The 25,083-nt window shown below is 70.2% G+C and carries 21 protein-coding genes and 1 tRNA gene; 15 read left to right on the top strand and 7 right to left on the bottom strand.

What is annotated here, in order from left to right; translation table 11 throughout:
• Positions 1-13 precede the first annotated feature (13 nt).
• Positions 14-496, top strand: coding sequence for an SIP domain-containing protein (locus AC25Y0_RS06150; protein ID WP_488134375.1), 483 nt, complete (start codon positions 14-16; stop codon positions 494-496).
• 24 nt (positions 497-520) lie between these two features.
• Here the strand turns inward: AC25Y0_RS06150 and AC25Y0_RS06145 are convergent, their stop codons facing one another.
• From AC25Y0_RS06145 to AC25Y0_RS06130, 4 genes are all read right to left on the bottom strand, one after another.
• On the bottom strand, positions 521-988 hold the full coding sequence (locus AC25Y0_RS06145) for a Fe-S oxidoreductase (protein WP_488122125.1): 468 nt from the start codon (positions 986-988) through the stop codon (positions 521-523).
• Complete coding sequence (locus AC25Y0_RS06140) at positions 985-1,806, bottom strand: arginase family protein (RefSeq protein ID WP_488134374.1); 822 nt, start codon at positions 1,804-1,806, stop codon at positions 985-987. The genes AC25Y0_RS06145 and AC25Y0_RS06140 overlap by 4 nt, the downstream gene beginning before the upstream one ends.
• 144 nt (positions 1,807-1,950) lie before the next feature.
• Positions 1,951-2,688 carry a PspA/IM30 family protein gene (locus tag AC25Y0_RS06135; RefSeq protein ID WP_488122127.1) on the bottom strand — a complete coding sequence of 246 codons (738 nt, stop codon included), beginning with the start codon at positions 2,686-2,688 and terminating at the stop codon, positions 1,951-1,953.
• 70 nt (positions 2,689-2,758) lie between these two features.
• Complete coding sequence (locus tag AC25Y0_RS06130) at positions 2,759-4,750, bottom strand: TPM domain-containing protein (RefSeq protein WP_488134373.1); 1,992 nt, start codon at positions 4,748-4,750, stop codon at positions 2,759-2,761.
• Positions 4,751-4,940: 190 nt separating this feature from the next.
• Between AC25Y0_RS06130 and AC25Y0_RS06125 the strand changes: the two genes are divergently transcribed.
• From AC25Y0_RS06125 to AC25Y0_RS06110, 4 genes are all read left to right on the top strand, one after another.
• Positions 4,941-5,798: a DUF3097 domain-containing protein gene (locus AC25Y0_RS06125; RefSeq protein ID WP_488134445.1), complete on the top strand. Its 858-nt coding sequence runs from the start codon at positions 4,941-4,943 to the stop codon at positions 5,796-5,798.
• Between the two features lie 107 nt (positions 5,799-5,905).
• Positions 5,906-6,583 (top strand): tRNA (guanosine(46)-N7)-methyltransferase TrmB, encoded by a 678-nt coding sequence (trmB, locus tag AC25Y0_RS06120; protein WP_488122297.1) that lies wholly within the window; start codon positions 5,906-5,908, stop codon positions 6,581-6,583.
• A 5-nt stretch (positions 6,584-6,588) separates the two neighbouring features.
• Positions 6,589-7,455: a CPBP family intramembrane glutamic endopeptidase gene (locus tag AC25Y0_RS06115; protein WP_488122129.1), complete on the top strand. Its 867-nt coding sequence runs from the start codon at positions 6,589-6,591 to the stop codon at positions 7,453-7,455.
• Between the two features lie 86 nt (positions 7,456-7,541).
• Positions 7,542-8,729: a metal-dependent hydrolase family protein gene (locus tag AC25Y0_RS06110; RefSeq protein WP_488122130.1), complete on the top strand. Its 1,188-nt coding sequence runs from the start codon at positions 7,542-7,544 to the stop codon at positions 8,727-8,729.
• 223 nt (positions 8,730-8,952) lie between these two features.
• On the opposite strand, the gene AC25Y0_RS06105 is transcribed toward AC25Y0_RS06110, so the two are convergent.
• A tRNA-Arg gene (locus tag AC25Y0_RS06105) sits at positions 8,953-9,028 on the bottom strand.
• A 178-nt stretch (positions 9,029-9,206) separates the two neighbouring features.
• Here AC25Y0_RS06105 and AC25Y0_RS06100 point away from each other — a divergent pair.
• From AC25Y0_RS06100 to prfA, 9 genes are all read left to right on the top strand, one after another.
• Positions 9,207-11,729, top strand: a complete 2,523-nt coding sequence (locus tag AC25Y0_RS06100; protein WP_488134372.1) for a LuxR C-terminal-related transcriptional regulator — start codon at positions 9,207-9,209, stop codon at positions 11,727-11,729.
• A gap of 24 nt (positions 11,730-11,753) precedes the next feature.
• The gene (locus AC25Y0_RS06095) at positions 11,754-13,415 is read left to right on the top strand and encodes an arginine--tRNA ligase (RefSeq protein WP_488122132.1); all 1,662 of its coding nucleotides are present in this window, start codon (positions 11,754-11,756) and stop codon (positions 13,413-13,415) included.
• A gap of 4 nt (positions 13,416-13,419) precedes the next feature.
• Entirely contained in the window at positions 13,420-14,196 is a 777-nt protein-coding gene (locus tag AC25Y0_RS06090) for an LmeA family phospholipid-binding protein (protein WP_488134371.1), read from the top strand.
• Positions 14,197-14,378: 182 nt separating this feature from the next.
• Positions 14,379-15,749, top strand: coding sequence for a diaminopimelate decarboxylase (gene lysA, locus AC25Y0_RS06085; RefSeq protein WP_488122298.1), 1,371 nt, complete (start codon positions 14,379-14,381; stop codon positions 15,747-15,749).
• The gene (locus AC25Y0_RS06080) at positions 15,746-17,086 is read left to right on the top strand and encodes a homoserine dehydrogenase (protein WP_488122134.1); all 1,341 of its coding nucleotides are present in this window, start codon (positions 15,746-15,748) and stop codon (positions 17,084-17,086) included. The genes lysA and AC25Y0_RS06080 overlap by 4 nt, the downstream gene beginning before the upstream one ends.
• Position 17,087: 1 nt before the next feature.
• Positions 17,088-18,176 carry a threonine synthase gene (thrC, locus tag AC25Y0_RS06075; RefSeq protein ID WP_488122135.1) on the top strand — a complete coding sequence of 363 codons (1,089 nt, stop codon included), beginning with the start codon at positions 17,088-17,090 and terminating at the stop codon, positions 18,174-18,176.
• A complete protein-coding gene (gene thrB / locus AC25Y0_RS06070; protein ID WP_488122136.1) occupies positions 18,173-19,111 on the top strand; it encodes a homoserine kinase in 939 nt (312 codons plus the stop codon). The genes thrC and thrB overlap by 4 nt, the downstream gene beginning before the upstream one ends.
• 184 nt (positions 19,112-19,295) lie before the next feature.
• Positions 19,296-21,368: a transcription termination factor Rho gene (rho, locus tag AC25Y0_RS06065; protein ID WP_488122137.1), complete on the top strand. Its 2,073-nt coding sequence runs from the start codon at positions 19,296-19,298 to the stop codon at positions 21,366-21,368.
• Positions 21,369-21,446: 78 nt separating this feature from the next.
• A complete protein-coding gene (gene prfA, locus AC25Y0_RS06060; protein ID WP_488122138.1) occupies positions 21,447-22,529 on the top strand; it encodes a peptide chain release factor 1 in 1,083 nt (360 codons plus the stop codon).
• A gap of 73 nt (positions 22,530-22,602) precedes the next feature.
• Here prfA and epsC read toward each other — a convergent pair whose 3' ends face one another.
• Both epsC and cysK read right to left on the bottom strand, forming a co-directional pair.
• Complete coding sequence (gene epsC / locus AC25Y0_RS06055) at positions 22,603-23,172, bottom strand: serine O-acetyltransferase EpsC (RefSeq protein WP_488122139.1); 570 nt, start codon at positions 23,170-23,172, stop codon at positions 22,603-22,605.
• Between the two features lies 1 nt (position 23,173).
• Positions 23,174-24,112 (bottom strand): cysteine synthase A, encoded by a 939-nt coding sequence (gene cysK, locus AC25Y0_RS06050; protein ID WP_488122299.1) that lies wholly within the window; start codon positions 24,110-24,112, stop codon positions 23,174-23,176.
• A 101-nt stretch (positions 24,113-24,213) separates the two neighbouring features.
• On the opposite strand from cysK, the gene prmC reads away from it, so the two are divergent.
• Positions 24,214-25,083, top strand: coding sequence for a peptide chain release factor N(5)-glutamine methyltransferase (gene prmC, locus AC25Y0_RS06045; RefSeq protein ID WP_488134370.1), 870 nt, complete (start codon positions 24,214-24,216; stop codon positions 25,081-25,083).

Here is a 25,083-nt window from a genome sequence, read left to right as displayed (position 1 = left end):
TAGTCGGAGCATCATGAGCACTCCGGTACACGAGACGACGCACAGCGCGTCGGCATGCCGCGCCTCGCGTCACACGCGCGTTCAGCACCTCATCACCGCCGACGAGACCTCGCTCGCCGAGCTCGAGACTCTTCTCGCGACGCTTCCGCTGTGCTCGACGGGTCGCGTCTTCATCGAGATCCCGGATGCCTCATGGCAGGCCGACATCCACGTTCCCGCGCGTATGACGCTCACCTGGCTCGACCGCTCGCGCCGTTCGGGCGACCCCGGCACGGGGCGCGGCTGCGTCGCGGGCCAGGCGCTCGCGCGTGCCGTCACGGCCTGGGCCGACGAGATGCTGTGCGACGCCGACGATGCGACGCGCATCCACCTGCTGGGCGGCTACCTCGGCACGGCCGACATCGTCGACCACCTCACGACGCGCAACGGCATCACGGCCGACGCGATCCACACGCGGGCCAGGTACGGGCTCGCAGACGCCCGCCGCGCGCACTGACACACGCCCGGGCGTGATTCGACGCTACGGGCGACGGTGCTCGCGCACCGGGATGTAGTTGCCGTCGGAAAGACCGGCTTCGATCTCGAACCGATTGCGCAGGGGGTTGCGTCCGGCGAGGGCGTAGAGCACGGGCATCAGGAACCCGTACCGCTGCCACTGCCGCTTGTGCACGACCTCGTGTCGCAGCAGCCGCTCGGTGACTCGCCCGTCGCCGGTCAGGAAGCATCCGCCGACGCAGACCCCGCCGCGCGCGAAGGCCCACCAGGGCAGCCCACGGAAGACCCACAGCCCGGCGCGCTTCTCGATGCGGCCCGTGCTCCACAGCGTGCCCCACACCCACCCCACGGCCGTGCCGTACAGGTAGCCGAGCCGGCTGATGGGGGAGTCGAGCAGGATGCGGGGGATGAAGCGGTCGATCGTCTTCCCGCGCGCGACGGCGCGCTCGGCGGCTTGCTCCCAGCCTGCCGGCGGCGGGGGGATCGGGCTCACGCGAGTGCCCCGATGATGCGCAGCAGGGTGCCGAGGTCGTCGTCGGCGGTCTCGGCGGAAGCGGGCGCATAGCCGGTGAGTGACGAGCCCCCGAGGGGCAGAGCGGCGCGCACGGCCCCGATCGCGGCGGTGAGCTCTGCGACGGTGACACCGAAGGGCTCGGGCTGGGCATTCCCCGTCAGCTCGGCGGGGTCGAGCACGTCGACGTCGACGTGTACGTAGACGGCGTCCGCTCCCGTGGCACGGACCGCGTCGGCCAGCGCGGCGGGGTCTCGCAGGGCCGGGACCGGCAGCATCCGCAGGCCGAGGTCGTCGATCGCCATCGCTTCGGTCTCGTCGAACGATCGTGCCCCGGCGAGCACGATGCGCTCGGCCGGCACCGTGCCGACCGCGAGTGCGAGGCTCTCTTCGCCGTCGCCCATGACGGAGCGCAGCACCATGCCCGAGAAGGCGCCCGAGGGCGACGAATCAGGTGTGTTGAAATCGGCATGCGCATCGAACCAGACCACGGCGAGCGTCGGCGCGTGCGTCGCGGCGTGCGCGATGGCGGCGGGAGCGACCCCGCAGTCTCCGCCGACGAGCAGCACGGGTTCGGTGACCGGTTCGAGCGCGGCGGCGATCTGGTCGCGCACGCGGCGCAGCGAGCTCAGACGCCGCACGCCGGTGCCCAGGGACTCACCCGCTTCGGCGGGCACGTCGATGATCGTCGTCGCCGAACGCGGCAGATCGGCGGCGATCGCCTGCGCGCCGTCGATGAGCTGCATCGCGCGCGAAGAGGGGCTGCCCTGCCATTGCGGCACCACGATGTAACGCGTCATCTGCCTATCATCCTCCACTGCGGCGACACATCCGGGTGCCGGGTTCGTCGCTGTCCGCCCCCCACGCAAGAAACCCGCACTCGCGCGCGCATGGCGTGCGTGAGTGCGGGCTTCCTCGGCGTCAACCGACGCGCGGGGTCGGTCTCAGTCTTCGAGCGCGGCCTGCGGCGAACCGCCGACCTTGAGCGCGGCCAGCCGCGCCTCGACCTCGGTGAGCTCACCGATGTCATCGAGCTGGTTGAACTGCGCGTCGAGGGTCGACGCGGCGAGCTCCTGCTTGCCGGCGGCGAGGGCCTCCTGGCGGCGCACCTTGTCTTCGAAGCGACCGAGCTCGCTCGTGGGGTCCATGACGTCGATCGACTTGACGGCGTCGTGCACCTTGTTCTGCGCCTCGGCGGTCTTGGACCGCGCGAGCAGCTCGGAGCGCTTCGACCGCAGCTGCTCGAGCTTGTGCTTCATGCCGTTGAGGCCGTCTTTGAGCTTGTCGACGACTTCGTTCTGCGACGCGATCGCCGGGGCGATGGCGCGCGCCTCGTTCTCTTCGCTGATCTGGCGCTGCAGCGCGATCTTGGCGAGGTTGTCGAACTTGTCGGCATCTGCGGCGTTGCCGGACGCGCGCAGCTCGTCGGCCTTGCGGCTCGCGGCGAGGGCCTTGTTGCCCCACTCCTGCGCGGCCTGGATGTCTTCCTGGTGGTCGCGCTCGAGCAGGCGCAGGTTGCCGATGGTCTCGGCGATGGCCGACTCAGCGTCAGCGATCGAGTTGGTGTAGTCGCGCACCAGCTGATCGAGCATCTTCTGCGGGTCCTCGGCCTGGTCGAGGATTGAGTTGATGTTCGCTCGGACGAGCGTCGAGATGCGACCGAAGATGGACTGCTTGGCCATCAGGTGTCCTTCCTATCAAGGGTTGGTTCGAAGTCGAGAGAGATCGGATGCCGGTGTCGGACGGGCGCGGTCAGAATCGTCCTCCTCCCCGGCGCGAGCGTGTACCGCCCCCGCCGAAGCTGCCGGTGCGGAACCCGCCGCCTCCTCCGCGACTGCGGCTTCCGCCGCCGAAGCCGCCGGAGGAGCGGCCCGGCGATCCGCCGCCGCTGAGGAGCGAGTTGATGACGATGCCGCCGAGCATGGCGCCGAGCATGTTGGCGCCGCCCGAACCGCCGCCGAGCATGCCGCCGCCCTCATAGCCGCCGACGTCGCTCTGCGCGTACTGGATGGCCTGCGCTGCGAGCTGGTTCGCGCGCTGCGCCGACTGCATCGCGCGATCGGGGTCGGCCTGCTGCAGCTGCTGGGCCTGCACGAGCGCAGCGCCGGCTTCTGCGAGGCGTGTGCGCGCCTGGGCGCCGATCGCGCCGCGGCGGGCCGTGATGTAGTCCTCGGCGGTCGAGACCTGGGCCTGGGCCTGCATGATGACCTGGCCCACCATCTGACGGGCGCGTTCGGCTTTCGCTGCGGCATCCCGCATGTCCTGAACGAGCGCGTCGATCTGCTCGTTGGCTGCCTCGAGCCCTTCGAGGGCGAACAGCGGTCGTCGGTTCGTGCCCGAGAGGTGCCCGCGGGCGCTTTCGATCTGCTGACGGGCGACGGCGATCACGGGAGCGAGCCGCCCGTCGGTGTCGGGAAGGGCAGATGCTGCGGCGACGTCGCGTTCGAGTTCGGCGACGAGTCGCGCGGCGCTCGTCTCGCCCTCGGCGAGATCGGCGCCGAGCTTGTCGATCGCCTGCTCGAGGAGCGCGGCCTGCCCGATGGCTTCTTCCGCCGCGCGAATGCCGACGGCAGCTTCGGCGCCGTTCCCGGCCGCGATCGCGGAGGCCGCGGCCGAGAGCTGCTCATCGGCGAACGCGATCCGCTGCCGGGCCTGCTGGGGATTGTCGGCGACGGTCACGAGCGCCTCGGGCGCGTACGAACCCGACAGCGTCTGCAGGTGCGCCGTCGCGTCGTCGAGCGCCGCCGCGACCTGGGTGCGCTCATCCTGCACGCGGGCGAGCGCTTCGGGCGCGTTCTGCTCGAGCTTGCGCAGCTCGTCGAACGCAGCGGCCTTCGCGTCGAGGTTCGCGTTCGCCTCGTCGCACAGCCGGATGATCTCGATGTTCCACTCGCGCGTCTGCTCGGGGGTGTCCGGGGTGTCGTCGTCGAGCTGCTGCTTGAGGGTGAAGGCGCGCGTGAGGCTCTCTTTCGCCGACGCGAGCGCCGTGGCGAACTCGGCCGCGGCGGCGTCACCGAACTGCGCTGTGGCGAATCCGAGCTCCTGCTCGCTCGTGCGGATCGCATCGTCCGTCTGCACGAGGGTAGACGCCGCGCGTCGTTCGAGCTCTTCCGTGCTGATCTGTTCGACGGGGCGGCTCTGCGAGCTCTTCTTTCGACGGGAGCGGATGACGAGCCACACGATGACACCGATGGCGCCGACGACCATGACGCCGATGACGATGTTCACGCCCGTCGAACTGCCGCCGGATGACGCTGCGCCGCTGCCGCCGCCCGCGGCATCCTGCAATCCGTCGGCGGCCGCGATGGCGGCGCCCGCCCAGTCCTCGTCGACGAGTTCGGGGTAGATCCGCTGCTGCTCGATCGTGCTGAGCGTGTCGAAGCTGATGGGGCCGGAGGAATCCCCGGAGAGGTAGTAGTTGCGCTGCTCGACGGCGATCGCGAGCAGATACTGGTTGGGGCCCAGCCCGTTGGATGTCGCGGTCGCATTGGCCCACTGCTCAGCATCGCTCGGGCTGGTGAAGCGGTCGACGTACACGACCCACAAGCTCACGGGCGAGTCTGCGGCCAGCTGCTCGAGGCGCTGCTGCACGGTGGCGGACTCGGCCGGCGACAGCACGCCGGGGTCGTCGTAGACGAAGCTGTCACCCAGCGGAACCGGGTCGGTCGCCCACGCGGTGGTCACGGGGCCCATGAAGGCCAGAACGAACGCCGTCGCGAGGGCGGCGGTCCATCGCAAACGCATCGGATCCCTCTCCCCGGGCGATGAGAACACGCCCCTCAGCGAGTCTATTCAGCACCACCTGCGACACGGTAGGCCAGCCCGCCCTCGCGCACACGCGCACAGCGAACGAGAGGCAACGCTCTCGTGGGCGGCGGGTCGCTCCTGCCGGTCGTCACGGCTCGCGTAGCCTTGCGCACTCGGAGGGCGCATGATGGACGATCGCTATGGCACGGACGTGCTCGCAGCCGGATGGCGCGAGCGCGCCGTGAAGCCGGTTCCACGGGTCGAGGCCGAGCGGGACCTCGTTGTCGAGGTCGCCGACGACGGATACTGCGGAGCGGTGGTCGGTCTCGCCTCCGGGCTCGTCGAGCTCGAGGATCGCGGCGGCCGCCGCCGGCTTTTCCCCCTCGGCGCGGGATTCCTGATCGACGGTGCCGACGTCGTGCTCGTCGCTCCGACGCGTAAGGCTCCGGCGTCCCGCACGCGGACCGCGTCGGGATCGTTCGCGGCGCCGGACAGTCGTGCCCGCGTCGCGCGGGCCAGCCGCATCCTCGTCGAAGGACGACACGACGCCGAGCTCGTCGAGAAGGTGTGGGGCCACGATCTGCGCGTCGAGGGCGTCGTCGTGGAATACCTGCAGGGCGTCGACCTGCTCGCCGAGGTGCTGGAGGAAGACCCGCCGTCGCCCGAACGCCGCTACGGCGTGCTCGTCGACCACCTCGTGCCCGGCTCGAAGGAGACGCGCATCGCGCAAGCCGTCGAGCGCGGACCCCACGGCGCGCATGTGCGCATCGTGGGTCATCCCTATGTCGATGTCTGGCAGTGCGTGCTCCCGGCCTCCGTCGGCATCCCGCGCTGGCCCGACGTGCCGCGCGGCATCGACTACAAGACCGGCGTCTGCCGGGCGCTCGGCTGGCCCGCCGACGACCAGGCGGATCTCGCCCGCGCGTGGCAGCGCATCCTCGCCTCGGTGACCACCTTCCGCGACCTCGATCCCGCGCTCCTGGGCCGGGTCGAGGAACTCATCGACTTCGTGACGCTCGAGCCCGAGACGCCCGGCGGACGCTGAGTCGGCGCAGAGCCGGCGCTGCGGGTCGGTAGCCTGGAACGGTGTCCGACCCCGCCGCCCCGCGCTTCCGTGATCGCCCTGTCTCTTTCGTGCGACGCAGCGGACGCATGACCGACGGGCAGGACCGTGCGTGGGCAGAGCTCGCGCCCCGCCTCGTCCTCGACGTCGAACGGGATTCCGCGGTCACGAGCGTGCGGCCGGGTTCGGCCATCGACCCCGAGGCGGTGTGGGGGCGGCGCGCGCCGCTCATCGCCGAGATCGGCTCGGGCCAGGGGCACGCCATCATCCACGCCGCGTCCTCGCGCCCCGAGGATGACTTCCTCGCGATCGAGGTCTTCCGCGCGGGACTCGCACGCACGATGCTCGACGCCGAGCGAGCGGGGCTGGACAACCTGCGACTCGTCGAGGCGAACGCGCCCGAAGTGCTGCAGCACCTGCTGCCGGCGGCATCCGTCGATGAACTGTGGGTGTTCTTCCCCGACCCGTGGCACAAGAACAAGCACACGAAGCGCCGGCTGGTCACCGACGAGTTCGCGGCGCTCGCCGCCGGTGCGCTGCGGCCCGGGGGGATCCTGCGGCTCGCGACCGACTGGGAGGACTACGCCGTGCAGATGCGCTCCGTGATGGATGCCGCGCCGGCGTTCGAGCGATCGTTCGAGGGGGAGTGGGCTCCGCGCTTCGGAGGACGCGTGCTGACGGCGTTCGAGCGCAAGGGTGCGCGCGCGGGGCGCGCCATCCGCGACCTCGCCTACCGGCGGACCGCCGAGCTTCCGCTCGAGGACTGAGGACCATGCCCGCTCATTCCGCCGCCGCGCCCGCGATGACCCTGCCCGCGTGGTCGTGGAAGCTGCTTCCGGCGCTTCTGACGTGCCTGGCCGCCCCTGCGTTCTTCGTCGTGCGCGTTCCGTGGCTGGGCTGGCTGCTGCTCGGGGCGGGACTGCTCGGCGCATGGCTCGAGTCTCGTCGTGGTGCCGGGGAGGCAGCATCCGTTCGCTCGCCGAGTCTCGTGCGCGACCTGTCGCTCATCGCGGTGGGCCTGCTGATCGTCAGCGTCATTCCGCTCCACGCCGAACTCGACAACGCCGCGATGCTGCGGTTTACGCTCGCGCTGGGCGGTGCCGTCGTCGTGCCCTACGCGCTGTCCCGCTGGGTGTATCGCGACCACGCGATCCGCTTCCCGTGGCGCGGGGGCGGCCGGTGGACGACGTTCCAGTGGGTCTGGCTCGCGATCGTGCTGTTTCTCGGCTGGCTGATCCTGCCGTACTACTTCATCACGTCGGGCGTCTACCAGAACTGGCCGGTCGTGGACACCCCCGACCTCATCGCGCGTCTGTTCGTGGGCGTCGGCGCCGTGGGCATCTGGGACGAGCTGTTCTTCATCTGCACGTGCTTCGCCCTGCTGCGCCGGCACTTCCGATTCTGGCAGGCGAACGTACTGCAGATGATCGTCTTCGTGTCGTTCCTGTGGGAGCTCGGCTATCAGGCATGGGGCCCGATCCTCACGATCCCCTTCGCGATCCTGATGGGCTACATCTTCATGAAGACGCGCTCGCTGACGTACGTCGTGTCGGTGCACCTGCTCTTCGACGCCGTGGTCTTCGCCGTGCTCGTGCACGCGCACAACCCGGGGATGCTCGACGGACTGTTCCTCGTCTGAACACTCGCCTGACCGGCGACACCGTTGGCTGGCGGTAGCGTGCTGTGAAGAGCCGATCACCGCATGACCCGAAGGGTGCGAACCGAATGCACGCGAAATCCTTGACCATCCGTGGCGCGAACGTCTGGACCGGACACGGCTTCGAGGTGCGCGACATCGCCATCGTGGACGGACTTGTCGCCGACCGGCCCGTCGAGGGGGCCGACGTCTTCGACGGCGGTGGATCCTGGGTCGTCCCCGGCTTGATCGACGCGCACTTCCACGCTTACGCGACCAGCATGGATGGATTCGAGAACGAGCGCGGCATGCTCAGCTATGCCGCGATCAACGGCGCTCGACGCCTCGAGCGCGCTCTGCGGCGCGGCTTCACGACCGTGCGCGACGTCGCGGGCGGCGACATTGGACTCGCGCACGCGATCGATGCAGGCCACTTCGCGTCACCGCGCTACCACTTCACCGGCCCCGCGCTCAGCCAGACCGGCGGTCACGGCGATCCGCGCTCCGCAGACGTCGACGTCTGCTTCTCGCATGGGCACATGTGCGAGGTCGTGGACGGCGTCGACGCGCTCCGCATCGCCGTGCGCGAGCGGCTGCGCACGGGCGCGCACGCCATCAAGGTCATGACCTCCGGCGGCGTGTTCACGATGACCGATCCCATCCGGGTGCCGCAGTACTCGCCCGAGGAGCTTCGTGTCGTGACCGAAGAGGCGCGCAGGCGCGGAAGCTACGTAGCCGCGCACGCCTATTCGTCTGAGGCGGTGATGCACTCCATCGACAACGGCGTGCGCTCGATCGAGCACGGCAACCTCATCGATTCGGCGACCGCCGCCCGCATGGCCGAGCGCGGCGCCTTCCTTGTGCCGACGCTCGCCGCGTACTACGCGATGGACAAGCGCGGCGCCGAGATCGGCCTCGACGAGGTCCGGCTCGCGAAGAACGACGAAGTGCTCTCGAAGGGACAGGAGGCCGTGCAACTCGCACGTGCCGCCGGTGTGCGCGTCGGCTTCGGCAGCGACCTGATGGGAGACCTCGAAGACGAGCAGCTCAGCGGAGTCCGGCTTCAGGTCGAGGCGAGCGGGGCAGAGGCGACGCTGAAAGCCATGACCGAGGTCAACGCCGAGCTGATCGGCGATCCGCGGCTCGGTCACCTCGGTGTCGGCGCCTTCGGCGACGCTCTGGTTCTCCACGCCGATCCCATCGAAGAGCCGGCCGCACTGTGGGAGCCCGCCGCGCGCCGCGCGACGGTGCGGGCGGGCGCCGTTTTCGCCCCCTGAGCAGGGGCCCAGAACACGAGTGTCCTCGCGTCCCGTGAGCCCGACTCACGGGACGGAGGAATCTAGAACACAGAAGTCGGCTGACTCTCGACGTCTACGCGGACCTATTCGACGACGCTCTTGACCATGTCGCGACCCGGCTCGACGAGGCGAAGCGCGCGGCAAGTGTGGTCAAGAGAAAGGGGCCGCGAGGACTGAATGCCCCGCGACCCCTTGTCCCCACTGGTGCCCCCGGAGGGATTCGAACCCCCGACTTTTGGTACCGGAAACCAACGCTCTATCCCCTGAGCTACGGAGGCGCACCGATCGAGGTTATCACCGACGCGCCCGGGGCCGTGTCGCCGGACCCGGCCCCGGTGACGAAGGCGCGGGGCTGTAGTCCTGGGGTCATCGCCTCAGGGCGTGTACCGTGCTGGCCTACGACGCGAGGAAGCGTCGGTGGGACGACCGAGCGGTACCGCGTGAAGGAGCGCGTCCATGAGCACTCGGAACGAACTCTTCCTGACGGCGGTCGACGTGCTGCACAGCGGCCGCAGCCTCGACGTCGAGGGTGAGCACGGGTGTGGGCGCACGCACTTCCTCACGCGCATCCGGGACTACTTCACCGCTCTCGGGTGGAGGACCATCGAGATCGACGGTCAGACGGCGTTCGCGAAGACTCCGCTCGTCGCGCTGGCGATCGCGGGGTTCGCCGGCCCTCAGGATGCCCGGGGCGCGAGCATCCCGGCGTCTGTCGCGGCGCTCGCGGATGCCGTCGTTCCCGAGCGCACGATCATCGTCCTCGATGACGGCGACCTGCTCGACGAAGCCTCGGGCGGCGTCATCCGGGCCGTGCAGGCGCGGGCCCACCTTCCCGTGCTCTCGTCCCGACTCATCCACCGGCCGCGGGATGCGCCCCTCAAGCCCGTCGGGGCCTTCACGACGACCTACGCCATGCGGTTGCCGGGCATGGCGTACGGCGAACTCGAGACGGCGCTGGAGTCCCACCTCGGGTTCCGGATCGAGCCGGGGTCGCTCAGTCGCGTGTTCGCGAAGTCCGGCGGCAATATCGGCCTGGCCGCCGCGGTCGTCGACGCTGCCCGGCGAGACGGGCGCTTCACGGTCGAGAACGGGGTCGGACGCGCGACGGGGTCGCTGTGGAGCCCGTCACTGCGGCTCATGGCCGACGTCATCCTGCATCCGCTCGAACCGGCGGCCGTCGATGCGCTCGAAGTGCTCGCGGTGCTCGGTCCCGCCACGATCTCGACGGCGGCCACGGCGGTGGGACTCGACATGATCAGCGAGCTCGAGGCGCGCTCGTTCCTCTCGGTCGTCGATGTCGGCGGCAGCAAGGTCGTGTCGGTCAGGCCCCCGATCCTCGTCGAGCACTTCCGGCACGATGCGCTCGCGGGCCGCCGGTCGGCGATGCTCGCCCGACTCGACGACCTGCTGGCAGCCGGACCCGCCTTCGACCCGCAGCGGCCCGACATGTCGCGAGACTCGGCGGTCTTCGTGCGGCTCGTGCACGAGCAGACGCGCCGCCGCACGCTGCAGGCGCGTGAAGCGTGGCGCACCGACCCAGGCTTGGCGACCGCGACGGCGCTGCTCACGGCACTCGAGGTCGACGGTGCCCACGACGTCGATGAACTGGATGCCCTGATCGGCTCGGTGCGCGGCATGGACGGCTCCGAGCGCGAACAGGCCGAGTGGCTGGCAGCGAGGTACGCCGTGCACGGCAACACCGCCACCGCCGTCCGCGAGCTGCGTGCGCGCGCGGCTGATCTGCCGCGCGAGGGCGGCCTGCTCCTGGCGCGCGCCGCGGAACTGGAGACGTCGTTCCTCACGGTGCCCGACGACGACCCGCTCATCGGCGTCGACCCGCAGCCGATGTCGCCGTCCGCCCGCGCCGCGGTCTATCGCGCTCGTGCCTTCTGGCTGCTCGCGCGCGGCCGCAGCGACGAGGCCGAAGCGGCTCTCGCCGAGAGGACGGCGTCGGATCCGCCCCCCGATCCCATCGTCGACGCGCTCGTCGTCATGGTGCACCTCGCCGCCGACCGGATCGCCACGGCCGACCGCCTTGCCAGGCACGGGCTGGCTGCCGCTCAGCGCGACGCCGATGCGCCCCGCATCCGGATCCACGCCTTCCTCGCCACACTGACGGCGCTGCTGGACCACCGTCTCGACGACGCCGATCAGCTGCTCGCCGAGTCGTCCTTCCTGGGACTGCCGACGCGATACCCGCCGCTGTCATTCATCGGCCTCAAGACGATGGCCGCCGAGATGGCCGCCCGACGCGGGCAGCGCTCGCTCATGGAGCAGTCGCTTGCCGACATCGATGCCGCAGGCCTGTGCGACGGGCCGCTCCTCGGGCAGTGCTCGGGCCTCGCGCACGCGCGCCTCGCCGCCGTCGAAGAGGGCACCGTCGCCGCCGCGCGGGCGTGCTTCGATGCGGGGGATGCCATGTGGCAGCGCGGCGCGGTGCTCTCTGCCGCTCGGGCCTATCTCGAGGGCATGCAGTACGCGCCGACGGAGAGCAACTGGCAGCGGGTGGGCACGCGCGCGTGCGCCGCGACCGCTCCGGCGCTCGTGCGTCAGGCCGCCTTCGTCGTGGCGCTCGTCGACCGCGACGTCGACGAGGTCGTGCGGCTCGTCGAGGAGCTCGACCAGGCGGGTCGCGGACGCGAGGCCTTCGTCTGCGTCGACCTGGCGGCGGGCGTCTTCGCTCAGGGGCCGGATGCGGCGAGTCTCGCGGCGCCCATCGAGGGTCTGCGAGAACGTCTGCGCACCGATGACGACGACGATCGTGTCGCCGTCGCGATGTCGCCCGACGACCTCACACCGCGCGAGCTCGAGGTGGCCGAGCTCATCGCGTCGGGTCTGTCGAACCGCGTCATCGCCCAGGCGCTCGTCGTGTCGGTGCGCACCGTCGAGTCGCACGTGTCACGGCTGCTGCGCAAGACCGGGCTCAAGCGCCGCCAGGACATCAAGCCGTTCCTGCTCGGCCAGGCGATCAGCGTGTGAGTGCGCCCGTAGAATAAGCGGGCTATGGATCCCGAAGCCCTCTCCGCCGCTCTGCTCGCCGTCATCGAACCGCTCGCCGAGGCGCGGCGCCCCGGTTCGTCCGAGGGTCTGACGGCTGCCGACCTTCCCCTGGAGCGACCCAAGAACCGCGATCACGGCGATTGGGCGTCGAACGCCGCGCTCAAGCTCGCCAAGGTCGTCGGTGCAAACCCGCGCGAGTTCGCCGGTGAGATCGCGGCGGGCCTTCAGCAGGTCGACGGGGTCGCGAGCGTCGAGATCGCCGGCCCGGGCTTCATCAACATCCGATTGGATGCCGCCGCCGCCGGCGCCCTGGCCAAGACGATCGTCGAAGCGGGCGCAGCGTTCGGATCGAACGAGTCTCAGCGCGGCAACACGATCAACCTCGAGTTCGTGAGCGCCAACCCGACGGGCCCCCTGCACATCGGGCACACCCGCTGGGCCGCCCTCGGGGATGCGATCGGCCGCCTGCTCGCCGTCAGCGGAGCCACGGTCGCCCGCGAGTTCTACATCAATGACGCCGGCGCTCAGATGGAGCGGTTCGGTGCCTCGGTGCTCGCCGCCGTGAAGGGCGAGCCGACGCCCGAGGGCGGATACGCGGGTGCGTACATCGACGACCTCGCTCAGCGCGTGAAGGAGCGGCATCCGGATCTGCTCTCGCTCGATGAGGCCACGCAGCTCGCCACCGCTCGCGACACCGCGTACGAGCTGCAGCTGGCCGCCCTGCAGTCATCGCTCGAGCAATTCAACGTGCACTTCGACGTGTGGTTCTCGGAGCGCACGCTGCACGCGACCGACGGCGGGCCGAGCCTCGTCGACACGGCCGTCGACCGCCTGCGCGCGCAGGGTCACGTCTTCGACGAGGACGGTGCTGTCTGGGTGCGCACGACCGACTTCGGCGACGACAAGGATCGCGTCATCCGCCGGTCCAACGGCGAGTACACCTACTTCGCCGCCGACGCCGCCTACTACCTGAACAAGGGCGACCGCGGCTTCGCGCACAAGATCTACCTGCTCGGAGCCGACCACCACGGCTACGTGCATCGCCTCAAGGCCCTCGCCGGCGCTGCCGGAGACGACCCCGAGACCGACATCGAGGTGCTCATCGGGCAGCTCGTGTCGATCAACGGTGCACGCCTGTCCAAGCGCGCCGGCAACATCATCGAGCTCGACGACCTGCGGGAGTGGCTCGGCACCGATGCCCTGCGCTACTCGCTCGCGCGCTACCCTGCCGATTCGCCTCTCACGCTCGACCCCGAGATCCTGCGCAAGCGCACGAACGACAACCCCGTCTTCTACGTGCAGTACGCCCACGCCCGCACGTTCAACGTCGCGCGCAACGCCGCGGCGTCCGGAGTCGACCGCTCCGAGTTCGCCCCCGAGCTGCTCGATCACGAGACCGAGTCGGCGCTGCTGGGCGCGCTGCAGGAGTTCCCCCGCATCGTCGCTTACGCCGCTGACGTGCGTGAGCCGCACCGCGTGGCCCGCTACCTCGAAGAGCTCGCGGGGCTCTACCACCGCTGGTACGACAACTGCCGCGTCATTCCGCTCGGCGACGCGCCGGTCGAGAGCGTGCACCGCACGCGCCTGTGGCTCAACGACGCGACGGGACAGGTGCTGCGCAACGGACTGACACTGCTCGGCGTCTCGGCACCCGAGCGGATGTAGCGGCGTGGCCTCGGATCCGGCTGTTTCTGCGCGCCGCCGGCGCCGCGGTCGCGGCTGGCTCATCGCGGCCGTCGTCGTCGTGCTCCTCGCCGTCGGGGCATGGATCATCGGTGAGGCGGTCGCCCGCAGCATCGTCGAGCGCACGATCCGCACGCAGGTGATCGTGAACCTCCAGCTGCCGGCCGACCAGGTGGTCGATGTCGATATTCCCGGCGCCGTCCTGCCGCAGTTGATCGCCGGACAGCTCAGCGAGATCGGCATCCGCTCCGATGACGTCGAGCTGGGCGCCTTCCGCGGCGACGTCGATGTCGAAGCGTTCGACGTGCCGATCAGCGGTGGTGACATGCGCGATGCGACGGCTGTCGTGCGGGTCGATGCCGACGACCTGCGTCACCTCATGGCGAGCGTCGAGGATTTCCCCGTCGATGCTCTCGGCATCGACGCCCCCGACGTGACGGCGTCGATCGAGCTGTCCCTCTTCGGTGCGGCGGTGCCGATCGGAGTCTCGTTGACCCCCAGCGCTGAAGACGGCGAGCTCGTCCTCACGCCGTCGTCGATCCAGGTGGCCGGCGCCGACGTCACCGCCGACGAGCTCCGCCGCCAGTTCGGCATCCTGTCGAACTCGGTGCTGCGGGACTGGCCGGTCTGCATCGCGCAGTACGTCCCGGCCGGCATGACGCTCACGGACGTCACGGTCGACGGCGACGAGCTCGTCGCCCGCTTCACGATCGCCGACGCCATGCTGAGCGACCCGGCACTGCGCGAGAACGGTACCTGCTGACGATTCGGCTGTCGAAGGGCGTGCTCTAGACTGCTAGCACTGCCCGGCGTGTGCGTCGACCGCTCGAGGCAGCCGCCGATTCCGGGCGATCCCCGGTGGCGCCGCGCCGTAGCTTCCACCCGATTGGTTCCCCCGTGTCCATCGCCTCCTCCTCCCGCACGCCGGCACCTGCCTGGCTGTCCATGCCTGACGGCGCCGATGCGCTCGCCGCAGGGGTGTGGCCCGAGAGCGCGACCCGCGACGCCGATGGTGTTGTGCAGGTCGCCGGGGTGCCGATGACCGAACTCGCGGCCCGGTTCGGCACGCCGCTCTACGTGTTCGATGAAAACGAGGTGCGCTCCCGCGCCCGGGGGGCGCTCGCGGCCTTCCGCGATGCCGCCGCCCCGCACGGTGCGTCGGTGCGCGTCTACTACGCCGGCAAGGCCTTCCTCTCGAGCGAGGTCGTGCGGTGGGTTCTCGACGAAGGGCTCTCGGTCGACGTCTGCACGGGCGGCGAACTGGCTGTGGCGCTCGCTGCGGGAGCCGACCCGAAGCGACTCGCCTTCCACGGCAACAACAAGTCCCGTGCCGAGCTCGACCGCGCCGTCGAGGTCGGGATCGGCTCGATCGTGCTCGACAGCATCGACGAGATCGACCGGCTCGCCGACATCGTCGCGCGCCGCGGCGCGACGCAGCGCGTTTTCATCCGGGTGAACAGCGGTGTGCACGCCGAGACGCACGACTTCCTCGCGACGGCCCACGAAGACCAGAAGTTCGGGTTCACCCTCGACAGCGCCCCCGACATCGCCGACCGTGTGCGGGCGACTCCCGGACTCGAACTCGTCGGGCTGCACGGCCACATCGGCTCGCAGATCTTCGGCACGGCGGGGTTCCGCGAATCCGCTGCGCGCCTGGTCGAGCTGCACGCGCGCCTGCGTGAGGACGGCGACCTGCCGGTGCTCAACCTCGGCGGCGGTTTCGGCATCGCCTACACCTCTGCCGACGATCCGACCCCGATCGCCGAGCTCGCGGCCGGGATCGTCGAAGCCGTCGCGAGCGAGTGCGCGACCCGCGGCATCCCGATGCCCGATCTCGCCTTCGAGCCCGGGCGCGCGATCGTGGGGCCGGCCGGAGTGACGCTGTACGAGGTCGGCACGACCAAGCCCGTCGCCCTCGACGGCGGCGCGACGCGCCTGTACGTGAGCGTCGACGGCGGCATGAGCGACAACGCCCGCCCCGCGCTCTACGGCGCGCAGTACTCCGCCCGCATTGCCTCGCGGCGCAGCGACGCGGCCCCCGTGCTGACCCGCGTCGTGGGCAAGCACTGCGAAGCCGGCGACATCGTCGTCGACCACGAGTATCTGCCGGGCGACATCGCCGCGGGCGATCTGCTCGCCGTTCCGGCGACCGGAGCGTACTGCTACTCGCTGGCCGGCAACTACAACTACGTACCGCGCCCGCCCGTCGTGGCGGTGCGCTCCGGGCACGCCCGCGTCATCGTGCGCGGCGAGTCGATCGATGATCTGCTCGCCCGCGATGCAGGGCTGCCCACCTCAATGGGAAGGAACGCATGACCGACTACCGCCGCCTTCGGGTCGCCCTGCTGGGTGCGGGAGCCGTGGGCTCCCAGGTCGCCGCGCTGCTGCTGCGGCACGCAGATGAGCTCGCCGACCGCTCCGGTGCCGTGCTCGAGCTCGCCGGCATCGCCGTGCGCGATCTCGACGCCCCCCGCGAGACCGACCTGCCCCGCGAGCTGTTCACGACCGACGCCGAGACCCTGATTCTGGGTGCCGACATCGTCATCGAGCTCATGGGCGGTATCGAACCGGCGCGTACGTACATCCTGCAGGCGATCAACTCCGGCGCCGACGTCGTGACGGCCAACAAGGCGCTCCTCGCAACGCACGGCCCCGAGATCTTCGACGCGGCCGACCAAGTGGGCGCATCGGTCTATTACGAGGCCGCCGCCGCGGGGGCCATCCCGATCATCCGCCCGCTCCGCGACTCGCTCGCCGGTGACCGGGTGCAGCGCATCATGGGCATCGTCAACGGCACGACCAACTACATCCTCGACCGCATGGACACCGAGGGGGCCGAGTTCGCGGACGTCCTGGCTGACGCGCAGGCGCTCGGCTACGCCGAGGCGGATCCAACCGCTGACGTCGAGGGCTTCGACGCGGCGCAGAAGGCGGCGATCCTCGCGTCGCTCGCCTTCCACACGACCGTTCCGCTGGACGCCGTGCACCGCGAGGGCATCACGACGATCGACAAGTCCATGATGGATGCCGCGCGCAACGCCGGCTACGTCATCAAGCTGCTTGCCGTGTGCGAGCGGATCACGTCCCCCCAGTCATCCGGTGGCGACGAAGCCGCGAATCGGGATGCGATCTCGGTGCGGGTCTATCCGGCGCTGGTTGACCGTGCGCATCCGCTGGCGAGCGTGCACGGCGCGAACAACGCCGTCTTCGTGCAGGCCGAAGCCGCCGGCAACCTGATGTTCTACGGCGCCGGAGCCGGTGGCGTGCAGACCGCCTCCGCCGTGCTCGGCGATGTCGTCTCGGCGGCGCGGCGCCACATCGCAGGCGGTGTCGGTGTCGGCGAGTCGACTCGGGCGAACCTGCCCATCGTGCCGATCGGCAACGTCACGACGCGCTACCAGATCACGCTCGAGGTCGATGACCGTCCCGGCGTGCTCGCGACTGTCGCCGGCGTCCTGAGCGAGGGCCGCGTGTCGATCGCGACCGTCGAGCAGACCGTCCTGCGTGAGCCGAACGGCGGACCGGGCGTTGCCCGCCTCGTCATCGGCACCCACAAGGCACTGGAGCAGGATCTCAGCGAGACGGTCGACCGGCTCGCCGAGAGCGGCGTCGTCGAGCGCGTCGTCTCGGTCCTGCGCGTGGAAGGAAACTGACATGGCACACCTCTGGCGCGGAGTCCTCCGCGAATACGCCGACCGTCTCGGCGTCACCGACGCCTCGACCGTCGTCACCCTCGGCGAGGGCGGCACGCCGCTCATCCCGGCCCCGTCACTGTCGCGCCGCACGGGCGCCGACGTCTGGGTCAAGTTCGAGGGCATGAACCCCACGGGCTCGTTCAAGGACCGCGGCATGACGGTGGCGCTCTCGCGCGCCGTCGAGCACGGAGCCAAAGCCGTCATCTGCGCGTCGACGGGCAACACGTCGGCCTCGGCTGCCGCATACGCGGCGCACGCCGGCATCACGGCGGCCGTGCTCGTGCCCGAGGGCAAGATCGCGATGGGCAAGCTGAGCCAGGCCGTCGTGCACGGCGGGCAGCTCATTCAGATCCGCGGAAACTTCGACGACTGCCTCGAGATCGCCCGCGAGCTTGCCGACGAGTATCCCGTGCACCTGGTCAACTCGGTCAACCCCGACCGCATCGAGGGCCAGAAGACGGCGGCCTACGAGGTCGTCGAACAGCTCGGCGACGCCCCCGACTTCCACTTCATCCCCGTCGGCAACGCCGGCAACTACACGGCGTACTCCCGCGGCTACCGCGAAGAAGCCGCACGCGGCGTCGCGACGCGCGTGCCGCGGATGTTCGGCTTCCAGGCTGAGGGATCGGCCCCGCTCGTGCGCGGCGAAGTCGTCAAGAACCCCGAGACGGTCGCCAGCGCGATCCGCATCGGCAACCCGGCCTCGTGGGAACTCGCTCTCGAGGCGCGGGACGCGACGAACGGCTGGTTCGGCGCCATCGACGACGAGCGCATCCTCGCGGCGCAGAAGCTCCTCGCAGGAGAGGTCGGTGTGTTCGTCGAGCCCGCCTCGGCGATCAGCGTCGCCGGCCTCCTCGACCGTGCCGAGGCCGGCGCGGTTCCCGCGGGTGCCCGCGTCGTGCTCACGGTCACGGGCCACGGACTGAAGGACCCGCAGTGGGCGTTGCGCAACGCCGACGGCTCGACCGTCGAGCCGACCGTTGTCGACGCGGCGACGTCGGAGGTCGCATCCGTTCTCGGTCTGTCGCGCACCAAGGCGACCGCGTGACACTTCCCGAGGGGCCGCTGGTCGTCCGCGTCCCCGCCACGAGCGCGAACCTCGGTCCGGGCTTCGACACGCTCGGTCTCGCGCTGAGCGTGTACGACGAACTGCTCGTGACGGCGCTTCCTGAGGGCCAGCTCGAGATCGACGTGCACGGCGCGGGGGCCGGCGACGTGCCGCGCGACGCGTCGAACCTCGTCGCTTCAACGATCGCGTACGCGTTCGATGCAGTCGGACAGCGGATGCCGGGGCTGCGGATCGAGTCTCACAATGTCATCCCGCACGGGCGCGGACTCGGTTCGTCGGGCGCCGCCGTCGTGTCGGGACTGCTTGCCGCGAAAGGCCTGCTCGAGGGCGTCGCCGATCTCGACGACGACATGCTCCTGCGGCTCGCGACCGAGCTCGAGGGGCACCCCGACAACGTCGCGCCGGCGCTGTTCGGCGGACTCACGATCGCGTGGGTCGACGAGGGTGGACCGCAGCACAAGAAGCTGCTCGTGAACCGCGGTGTCGCGCCGCTCGTGCTCGTGCCGGAGTTCACGATGTCGACGAAGGTCGCCCGCAGTCTTCAGCCGCTGCAGGTGCCTCGCGAAGACGCCGTCTTCAACGTCTCGCGTTCGGCGCTGCTCATTGCGGCGCTCACGCAGAGCCCCGAGCTGCTGTTCGCGGCGACGGCTGACCGGCTGCACCAGAACTACCGCGCGCAGGCCATGCCCGAGACGGACCGGCTCGTGCGGCGTCTGCGTGAAGCGGGATACGCCGCCGTCGTCTCGGGTGCCGGTCCGAGCGTGCTCGTGCTCGCCGACGGCCCGGGGGCGCGGCTGGACGCGGCCGCACTGGCGGCGCAGTCCAGCGACACTCCCTGGGAGGCGCTCATGCTCGCCGTCGACGTCAAGGGTGGTACAGTGAGGGAGCACGCGGAGGACTCCACGCAAACGTGAATCTGGCCTCCGTCGCATTCTGCGAAACCACCGCACGCCTTCCGTTGATCGGTCTCTGAGTTCGTCTCGAGCAGCTCCGTCAGGATCCGCACACGAGTCCGCTGAGGACCACACGGAATGGCAACCAGCCGTATGTCTCGGCGCGCGTTCGTGCATATCCATTCGTATTCACAAGGGAGCACTCGTGGAGTCCATCTCCGAGATCCACACCGACGCCCAGGCCGACCAGCGCACGGACGCGCAGACGCCGGACGCCGCGACGACCGAAAAGACCGCTGCCGCCGCGAGCGCAAGCACGCCTGCGGCAGCAGCGGATGCACCGGCGGCCGAGGCCGCTCCGGTGACCAAGCCCGTCCGCAAGCGCGCCCCGCGTCGGGCGAAGAGCAGCGACGTGCCGCCCGCGGCCGAAACGCCGGCAGCCGAAGCGGCGCCCGCCACCGACACGGCAGCGCCCGCCGCCGTGACTCCGGTCGAGGCCCCGGCTGCGGACGCGCCGGCTGACGCAGCTGCCGAGGCGCCCGCCGTGAAGGCGCCCGCCAAGCGCGCCCCGCGCCGGTCGCGTGCGACCAAGGCCGACACCGACAAGGCCGCCGCTGACACCGCCGCCGCCGAGGCGGCCGAGGCAGACGCGCCGAAGACCGAAGCAGTCCCCGCCGACGAGACGCCGGCCATCGCCGAGCCGTCCGAGCAGGCACCGGCCAAGAAGGCCGCCGACCGGCGCTCCGCCAAGGGTGCCGACAAGGCCGCGGCCGAAGCACCTGCTTCCGCCGAGAACGACGCTCCCTCCGCCGACAAGGTTGACTCCGACGGCGAGAAGAACGACGACGGCGACCAGCAGAACGAGGGCTCGGGGCGCGGGCGCAGCCGCAGCCGCAGCCGCAGCCGCAACCGCAACGGCAAGGACCCGCAGGGCCAGAACCCGCCGCAGGGCCAGAACGCCCCGCAGGCTCACGCCGAGGCATCCGATTCTGATGACGACGGCGACAAGGGCAACGGACGCAACCGCCAGCGCAACAAGCGCCGCGTTCAGTCCGGCGGCCAGGGCGACGAGTTCGAGACCGAGATCGGTGAAGACGACGTTCTGATCCCGATCGCGGGTGTTCTCGACGTGCTCGACAACTACGCCTTCGTGCGGACGTCGGGCTACCTGCCCGGTCCGAGCGATGTCTACGTCTCGCTCGGCCAGGTCAAGAAGTACAACCTGCGCAAGGGTGACGCCATCGTCGGCGCGATCAAGCAGCCGCGCGAAGGCGAGCAGTCCAGCCGTCAGAAGTACAACGCGCTGGTCAAGGTCGACTCGATCAACGGTCTGTCGGTCGAGGATGCCGCGACCCGCGTGGAGTTCGGCAAGCTCACGCCCCTCTACCCGCAGGAGCGCCTGCGCCTCGAGACGGCGCCCGAGAAGCTCACGCAGCGCATCATCGATCTCGTCGCGCCGGTCGGCAAGGGCCAGCGTGGGCTCATCGTCGCACCGCCCAAGGCCGGCAAGACGATCGTGCTGCAGCAGATCGCCGACGCCATCGCGACGAACAACCCCGAGGTCCACCTCATGGTCGTGCTCGTCGACGAGCGCCCGGAAGAGGTCACCGACATGCAGCGCACGGTCAAGGGCGAGGTCATCGCCTCGACCTTCGACCGCCCTGCCGAGGACCACACGACCGTCGCCGAGCTCGCCATCGAGCGTGCGAAGCGTCTCGTCGAGCTCGGTCGCGACGTCGTCGTGTTGCTCGACTCGATCACTCGCCTGGGTCGTGCCTACAACATCACAGCGCCGACCTCCGGCCGCGTGCTGTCCGGTGGCGTCGACGCGTCGGCGCTGTACCCGCCCAAGCGCTTCTTCGGCGCCGCGCGCAACATCGAGAACGGCGGATCGCTCACGATCCTCGCCACGGCTCTCGTCGAGACCGGGTCCAAGATGGACGACGTCATCTTCGAGGAGTTCAAGGGCACGGGAAACAGCGAGCTGCGGCTTTCGCGCCAGCTCGCCGACAAGCGGATCTTCCCGGCCGTCGACGTCAATGCGTCGTCGACGCGTCGCGAAGAGATGCTGCTCTCGGCCGACGAGGTCAAGATCACGTGGAAGCTGCGTCGCGCCCTCGCGGGCCTCGACACCCAGCAGGCCCTCGAGGTCGTGCTCGGCAAGCTCAAAGAGACGCAGTCCAACGTCGAATTCCTCGTGCAGATGCAGAAGTCGATCCCGGCTCCCGCTCGCGATGCGCACGGCGGCGGCCACGCCCACGACAACAGCATCCGCTGACCGCACTCTGAGCGTGTCGCTGGTTCGCTGACCGGTTCCTGAGCCTGTCGCGTTCCCCGAACCCGTCGAAGGGTGGAAATGTTCGAGTCGGTCAAGGGCCTGATCGAAGAGCACCGTGCCGTCCAGGAGGAGCTCTCCGATCCGGCCGTGCACGCTGATGCTGCCCGTGCGAAGCGCGTCAACCGGCGGTACGCCGAGTTGTCGCGCATCGTGAAGGCGTACGAGGACTGGGTCGCGGCATCGGACGACGTAGATGCCGCGCGCGACCTCGCGAAGGAAGACGACGCGTTCGCCGAAGAGGTGCCCGCGCTGGAAGGGCAGCTCGCCCAGGCGCAGGAGCGTCTGCGGCGGCTGCTGATTCCGCGCGATCCCGACGATGCGCGCGATGTCATCATGGAGATCAAGCAGGGCGAGGGCGGTGCCGAATCGGCGCTGTTCGCGGCCGATCTGTTGCGCATGTACGTGCAGTACGCCGCCTCGATGGGGTGGAAGACCGAGCTGCTCGAACGCAATGAGTCCGATCTGGGCGGCTACAAGGACGTGCAGGTCGCGATCAAGGGCTCGCCCTCGGACCCGTCGCAGGGTGTGTGGGCGCACTTGAAGTACGAGGGCGGCGTGCACCGCGTGCAGCGGGTGCCCGCCACCGAGTCGCAGGGGCGCATCCACACATCGACCACCGGGGTGCTCGTGTTCCCCGAGGTCGATGAGCCCGAAGAGATCCAGATCGATCCGAGCGATCTCAAGATCGACGTCTACCGCTCCTCGGGTCCGGGCGGGCAGTCGGTCAACACGACCGACTCCGCCGTGCGGATCACCCACGTGCCGACCGGCATCGTCGTGTCGATGCAGAACGAGAAATCCCAGCTGCAGAACCGCGAGGCGGGGATGCGGGTGCTCCGGGCCCGGCTGCTGGCCAGGCAGCAGGAAGAGCTCGACGCGGCGGCATCCGACGCCCGTCGCTCGCAGATCCGCGGCATGGACCGGTCCGAACGGATCCGCACGTACAACTTCCCCGAGAACCGCATCGCGGATCACCGCACCGGTTACAAGGCCTACAACCTCGACCAGGTCATGGACGGCGCCCTCGGACCGATCGTCGAGTCGGCCATCCACGCCGACGAAGAGGCGCGCCTGGCGGCCCTGGCCCCCGACGCCGACTGACGTTCCGGCGCGCGGCATGGCGACGCCGCGCTGGTCGCAGCGCGCAGCGGTGGGATCCAGGCCCGACCCGGCGTCAGATCGAGTATTCGGGCGCCATCAGGATCGAGCGGGTCTCTTCGCCGACGCGGCGGGCTCGCGGCTTCGCGGGCACGCCGACCAGCACGCTGTCAGGCGGGGCGTCTTGCGTGACGACGGCGTTGGCTCCGACGACGGAGTGGGCGCCGATCGTGATGGGGCCGAGGATCTTGGCGCCCGCACCGACGGCGACGCCGTCGTGGAGCGTGGGATGGCGTTTGCCGCCCTCGCGCTGACGGCCGCCGAGCGTCACGCTGTGGTACAGCATGACGTCATCGCCGACTTCGGCGGTCTCACCGATCACGACGCCCATGCCGTGGTCGATGAAGAAACGGCGCCCGATCGTGGCACCGGGATGGATCTCGATGCCCGTGAGCCAGCGCGTGATCTGCGAGCCCGCGCGCGGCACGAAGCGCAGGCCGCGCCGCCAGAGGGCGTGCCACACACGGTGCGCCCAGATGGCGTGCAGGCCCGAGTACAGCACGGCGATCTCGAGGTCGCCCCGCGCCGCGGGGTCGCGCAGGCGTGCCGCGGCGATATCCTCGCGGACGCGAGCCAGTGGCCCCATGTCAGTCCTCGCGCAGGTCTTCGAACAGCGCCGTCGTGAGGTAGCGCTCGCCCGTGTCGGGCACCACGACGACGATCTTCTTGCCGGCGTTCTCGGGACGCTTGGCGACTTCGAGCGCGGCCCAGACGGCGGCACCGGCCGACATGCCGACGAGCAGCCCTTCCTTCGCTGCCAGGTCACGCGCGAGCGCGAGCGACGGCTCGAACTCGACGTCGATCACCTCGTCGATGACGCCGCGGTCGAGGATGGCCGGGACGAAGTTCGGGCCGATGCCCTGGATCTTGTGGGGGCCGGGGTGGCCCTCGGTGAGGATGGGGGAGTCCTTCGGCTCGACGGCGACGATCTGCACGCCGGGCTTGCGCTCCTTGAGCACCTGGCCGACGCCCGTGATGGTGCCGCCCGTGCCGATGCCGGCGACGAACACGTCGACCTCGCCGTCGGTGTCACGCCAGATCTCTTCGGCGGTCGTCGCGCGGTGGATCGCGGGGTTCGCCTCGTTCTCGAACTGGCGCACCCACACGGCGCCGGGCGTCTCTTCGACGATGCGCTTGGCCTCGTCGACCGCGAGGGCCATGCCCTTGGTCGGGTCGGTCAGCACGAGCTCCGCGCCGAACGCCTTGAGCAGCATCCGGCGTTCCTTGGACATCGACGCGGGCATCGTGAGGATGACGCGGTAGCCGCGCGCGGCGCCGACCATCGCGAGCGCGATGCCGGTGTTGCCACTCGTCGACTCGACGATCGTGCCGCCGGGGGTCAGCTCACCCGAGGCCTCAGCGGCGTCGATGAGCGCGATGCCGAGGCGGTCTTTGACGCTCGACGCGGGGTTGAAGTACTCGAGCTTGGCGTACACCTCGGCTACGGCGCCTTCGGTGACCCGATTGAGGCGAACGAGCGGGGTGTTGCCGAACGCGGTCGTGATGTCGGAGTGCATACCGGGCATGTCGGGCCTTTCGGGGAGGATCGTGACCGTCATCCAGCCTAGGGGAGCGCACGGCACCCGGGCCGAGTATGACGCCAAGCCACAGATAAACTGGGCCGCTCATGGATACACCTTCCGCCCTCTCCGCCGTCGTCCGTCGCGGTGTCGAGGCGCTTGCCCAGGCCGGCGTCGCCGATCCGGTCGTCGATGCCGAACTCCTCGCAGCACACGTGCTGGGCAGCACCCGCGGAGGCGTGCAGGCCGCGATCGTGCGCGGCGACGGGATCCGGCAGGCGGATGCCGAGCGCTACGACGAGCTCATCGCTCGACGCGCGACGAGAGAGCCGCTCCAGCACCTGACCGGGACGGCACCCTTTCGTCACCTCGAGCTCAGAGTCGGCCGGGGCGTCTTCGTGCCGCGGCCCGAGACCGAGATCGTCGCCCAGCTCGCGATCGACGCCCTGCGCGCCGCGGCATCCCCCGCGCCGATCGCGGTCGATCTCGGGACCGGCAGCGGCGCGATCGCGCTCGCGATGGCGACCGAAGTGCCGCATGCCGAGGTGCACGCGGCCGAGAACTCCGCCGATGCCTTCGGCTGGACGACGCAGAATTTCGACGCTGTCGGCGCCGGCAACGCGCACCTGGTCTTCGCCGATCTTGCCGAGGCGTTCCCCGAGCTCAACGGCACGGTGTCGGTCGTGGCATCCAATCCTCCGTACGTGCCGGATGCCGCGATCCCGAGGGATCCCGAAGTGCGCGAGTACGACCCCCCGGCCGCGCTCTACGGGGGAGAGGACGGCCTCGACGTCGTGCGCGTGCTCAGCACGGTGGGACTTCGGCTCGCGCACCCGGGCGCCATGATCGTGATCGAGCACGGCGAGTGGCAGGGCGCCGCGATCCGGCAGCTGCTCGCCGCCGACGGATGGCGGTCCACCGCGACCCACCCCGACCTGACGATGCGCGATCGCGCGACGACGGCCATACGGCCCTGA

Source organism: Microbacterium sp. Y547, assembly GCF_057669785.1.
This window is presented reverse-complemented; position numbering and strand designations above follow the sequence as displayed.

Bases quoted from the DNA above. Each gene is read 5' to 3' on its own strand.
- trmB (WP_488122297.1), top strand. From the start codon at position 5,906: ATGACCGACGGGCAGGACCGTGCGTGGGCAGAGCTCGCGCCCCGCCTC.
- AC25Y0_RS06135 (WP_488122127.1), bottom strand. From the start codon at position 2,688: ATGGCCAAGCAGTCCATCTTCGGTCGCATCTCGACGCTCGTCCGAGCG.
- AC25Y0_RS06095 (WP_488122132.1), top strand. From the start codon at position 11,754: ATGGATCCCGAAGCCCTCTCCGCCGCTCTGCTCGCCGTCATCGAACCG.
- AC25Y0_RS06110 (WP_488122130.1), top strand. From the start codon at position 7,542: ATGCACGCGAAATCCTTGACCATCCGTGGCGCGAACGTCTGGACCGGA.
- lysA (WP_488122298.1), top strand. From the start codon at position 14,379: ATGCCTGACGGCGCCGATGCGCTCGCCGCAGGGGTGTGGCCCGAGAGC.
- prfA (WP_488122138.1), top strand. From the start codon at position 21,447: ATGTTCGAGTCGGTCAAGGGCCTGATCGAAGAGCACCGTGCCGTCCAG.
- AC25Y0_RS06115 (WP_488122129.1), top strand. From the start codon at position 6,589: ATGCCCGCTCATTCCGCCGCCGCGCCCGCGATGACCCTGCCCGCGTGG.
- AC25Y0_RS06150 (WP_488134375.1), top strand. From the start codon at position 14: ATGAGCACTCCGGTACACGAGACGACGCACAGCGCGTCGGCATGCCGC.
- epsC (WP_488122139.1), bottom strand. From the start codon at position 23,172: ATGGGGCCACTGGCTCGCGTCCGCGAGGATATCGCCGCGGCACGCCTG.
- thrC (WP_488122135.1), top strand. From the start codon at position 17,088: ATGGCACACCTCTGGCGCGGAGTCCTCCGCGAATACGCCGACCGTCTC.
- AC25Y0_RS06125 (WP_488134445.1), top strand. From the start codon at position 4,941: ATGGACGATCGCTATGGCACGGACGTGCTCGCAGCCGGATGGCGCGAG.
- cysK (WP_488122299.1), bottom strand. From the start codon at position 24,112: ATGCCCGGTATGCACTCCGACATCACGACCGCGTTCGGCAACACCCCG.
- AC25Y0_RS06080 (WP_488122134.1), top strand. From the start codon at position 15,746: ATGACCGACTACCGCCGCCTTCGGGTCGCCCTGCTGGGTGCGGGAGCC.
- AC25Y0_RS06100 (WP_488134372.1), top strand. From the start codon at position 9,207: ATGAGCACTCGGAACGAACTCTTCCTGACGGCGGTCGACGTGCTGCAC.
- prmC (WP_488134370.1), top strand. From the start codon at position 24,214: ATGGATACACCTTCCGCCCTCTCCGCCGTCGTCCGTCGCGGTGTCGAG.
- AC25Y0_RS06140 (WP_488134374.1), bottom strand. From the start codon at position 1,806: ATGACGCGTTACATCGTGGTGCCGCAATGGCAGGGCAGCCCCTCTTCG.
- AC25Y0_RS06130 (WP_488134373.1), bottom strand. From the start codon at position 4,750: ATGCGTTTGCGATGGACCGCCGCCCTCGCGACGGCGTTCGTTCTGGCC.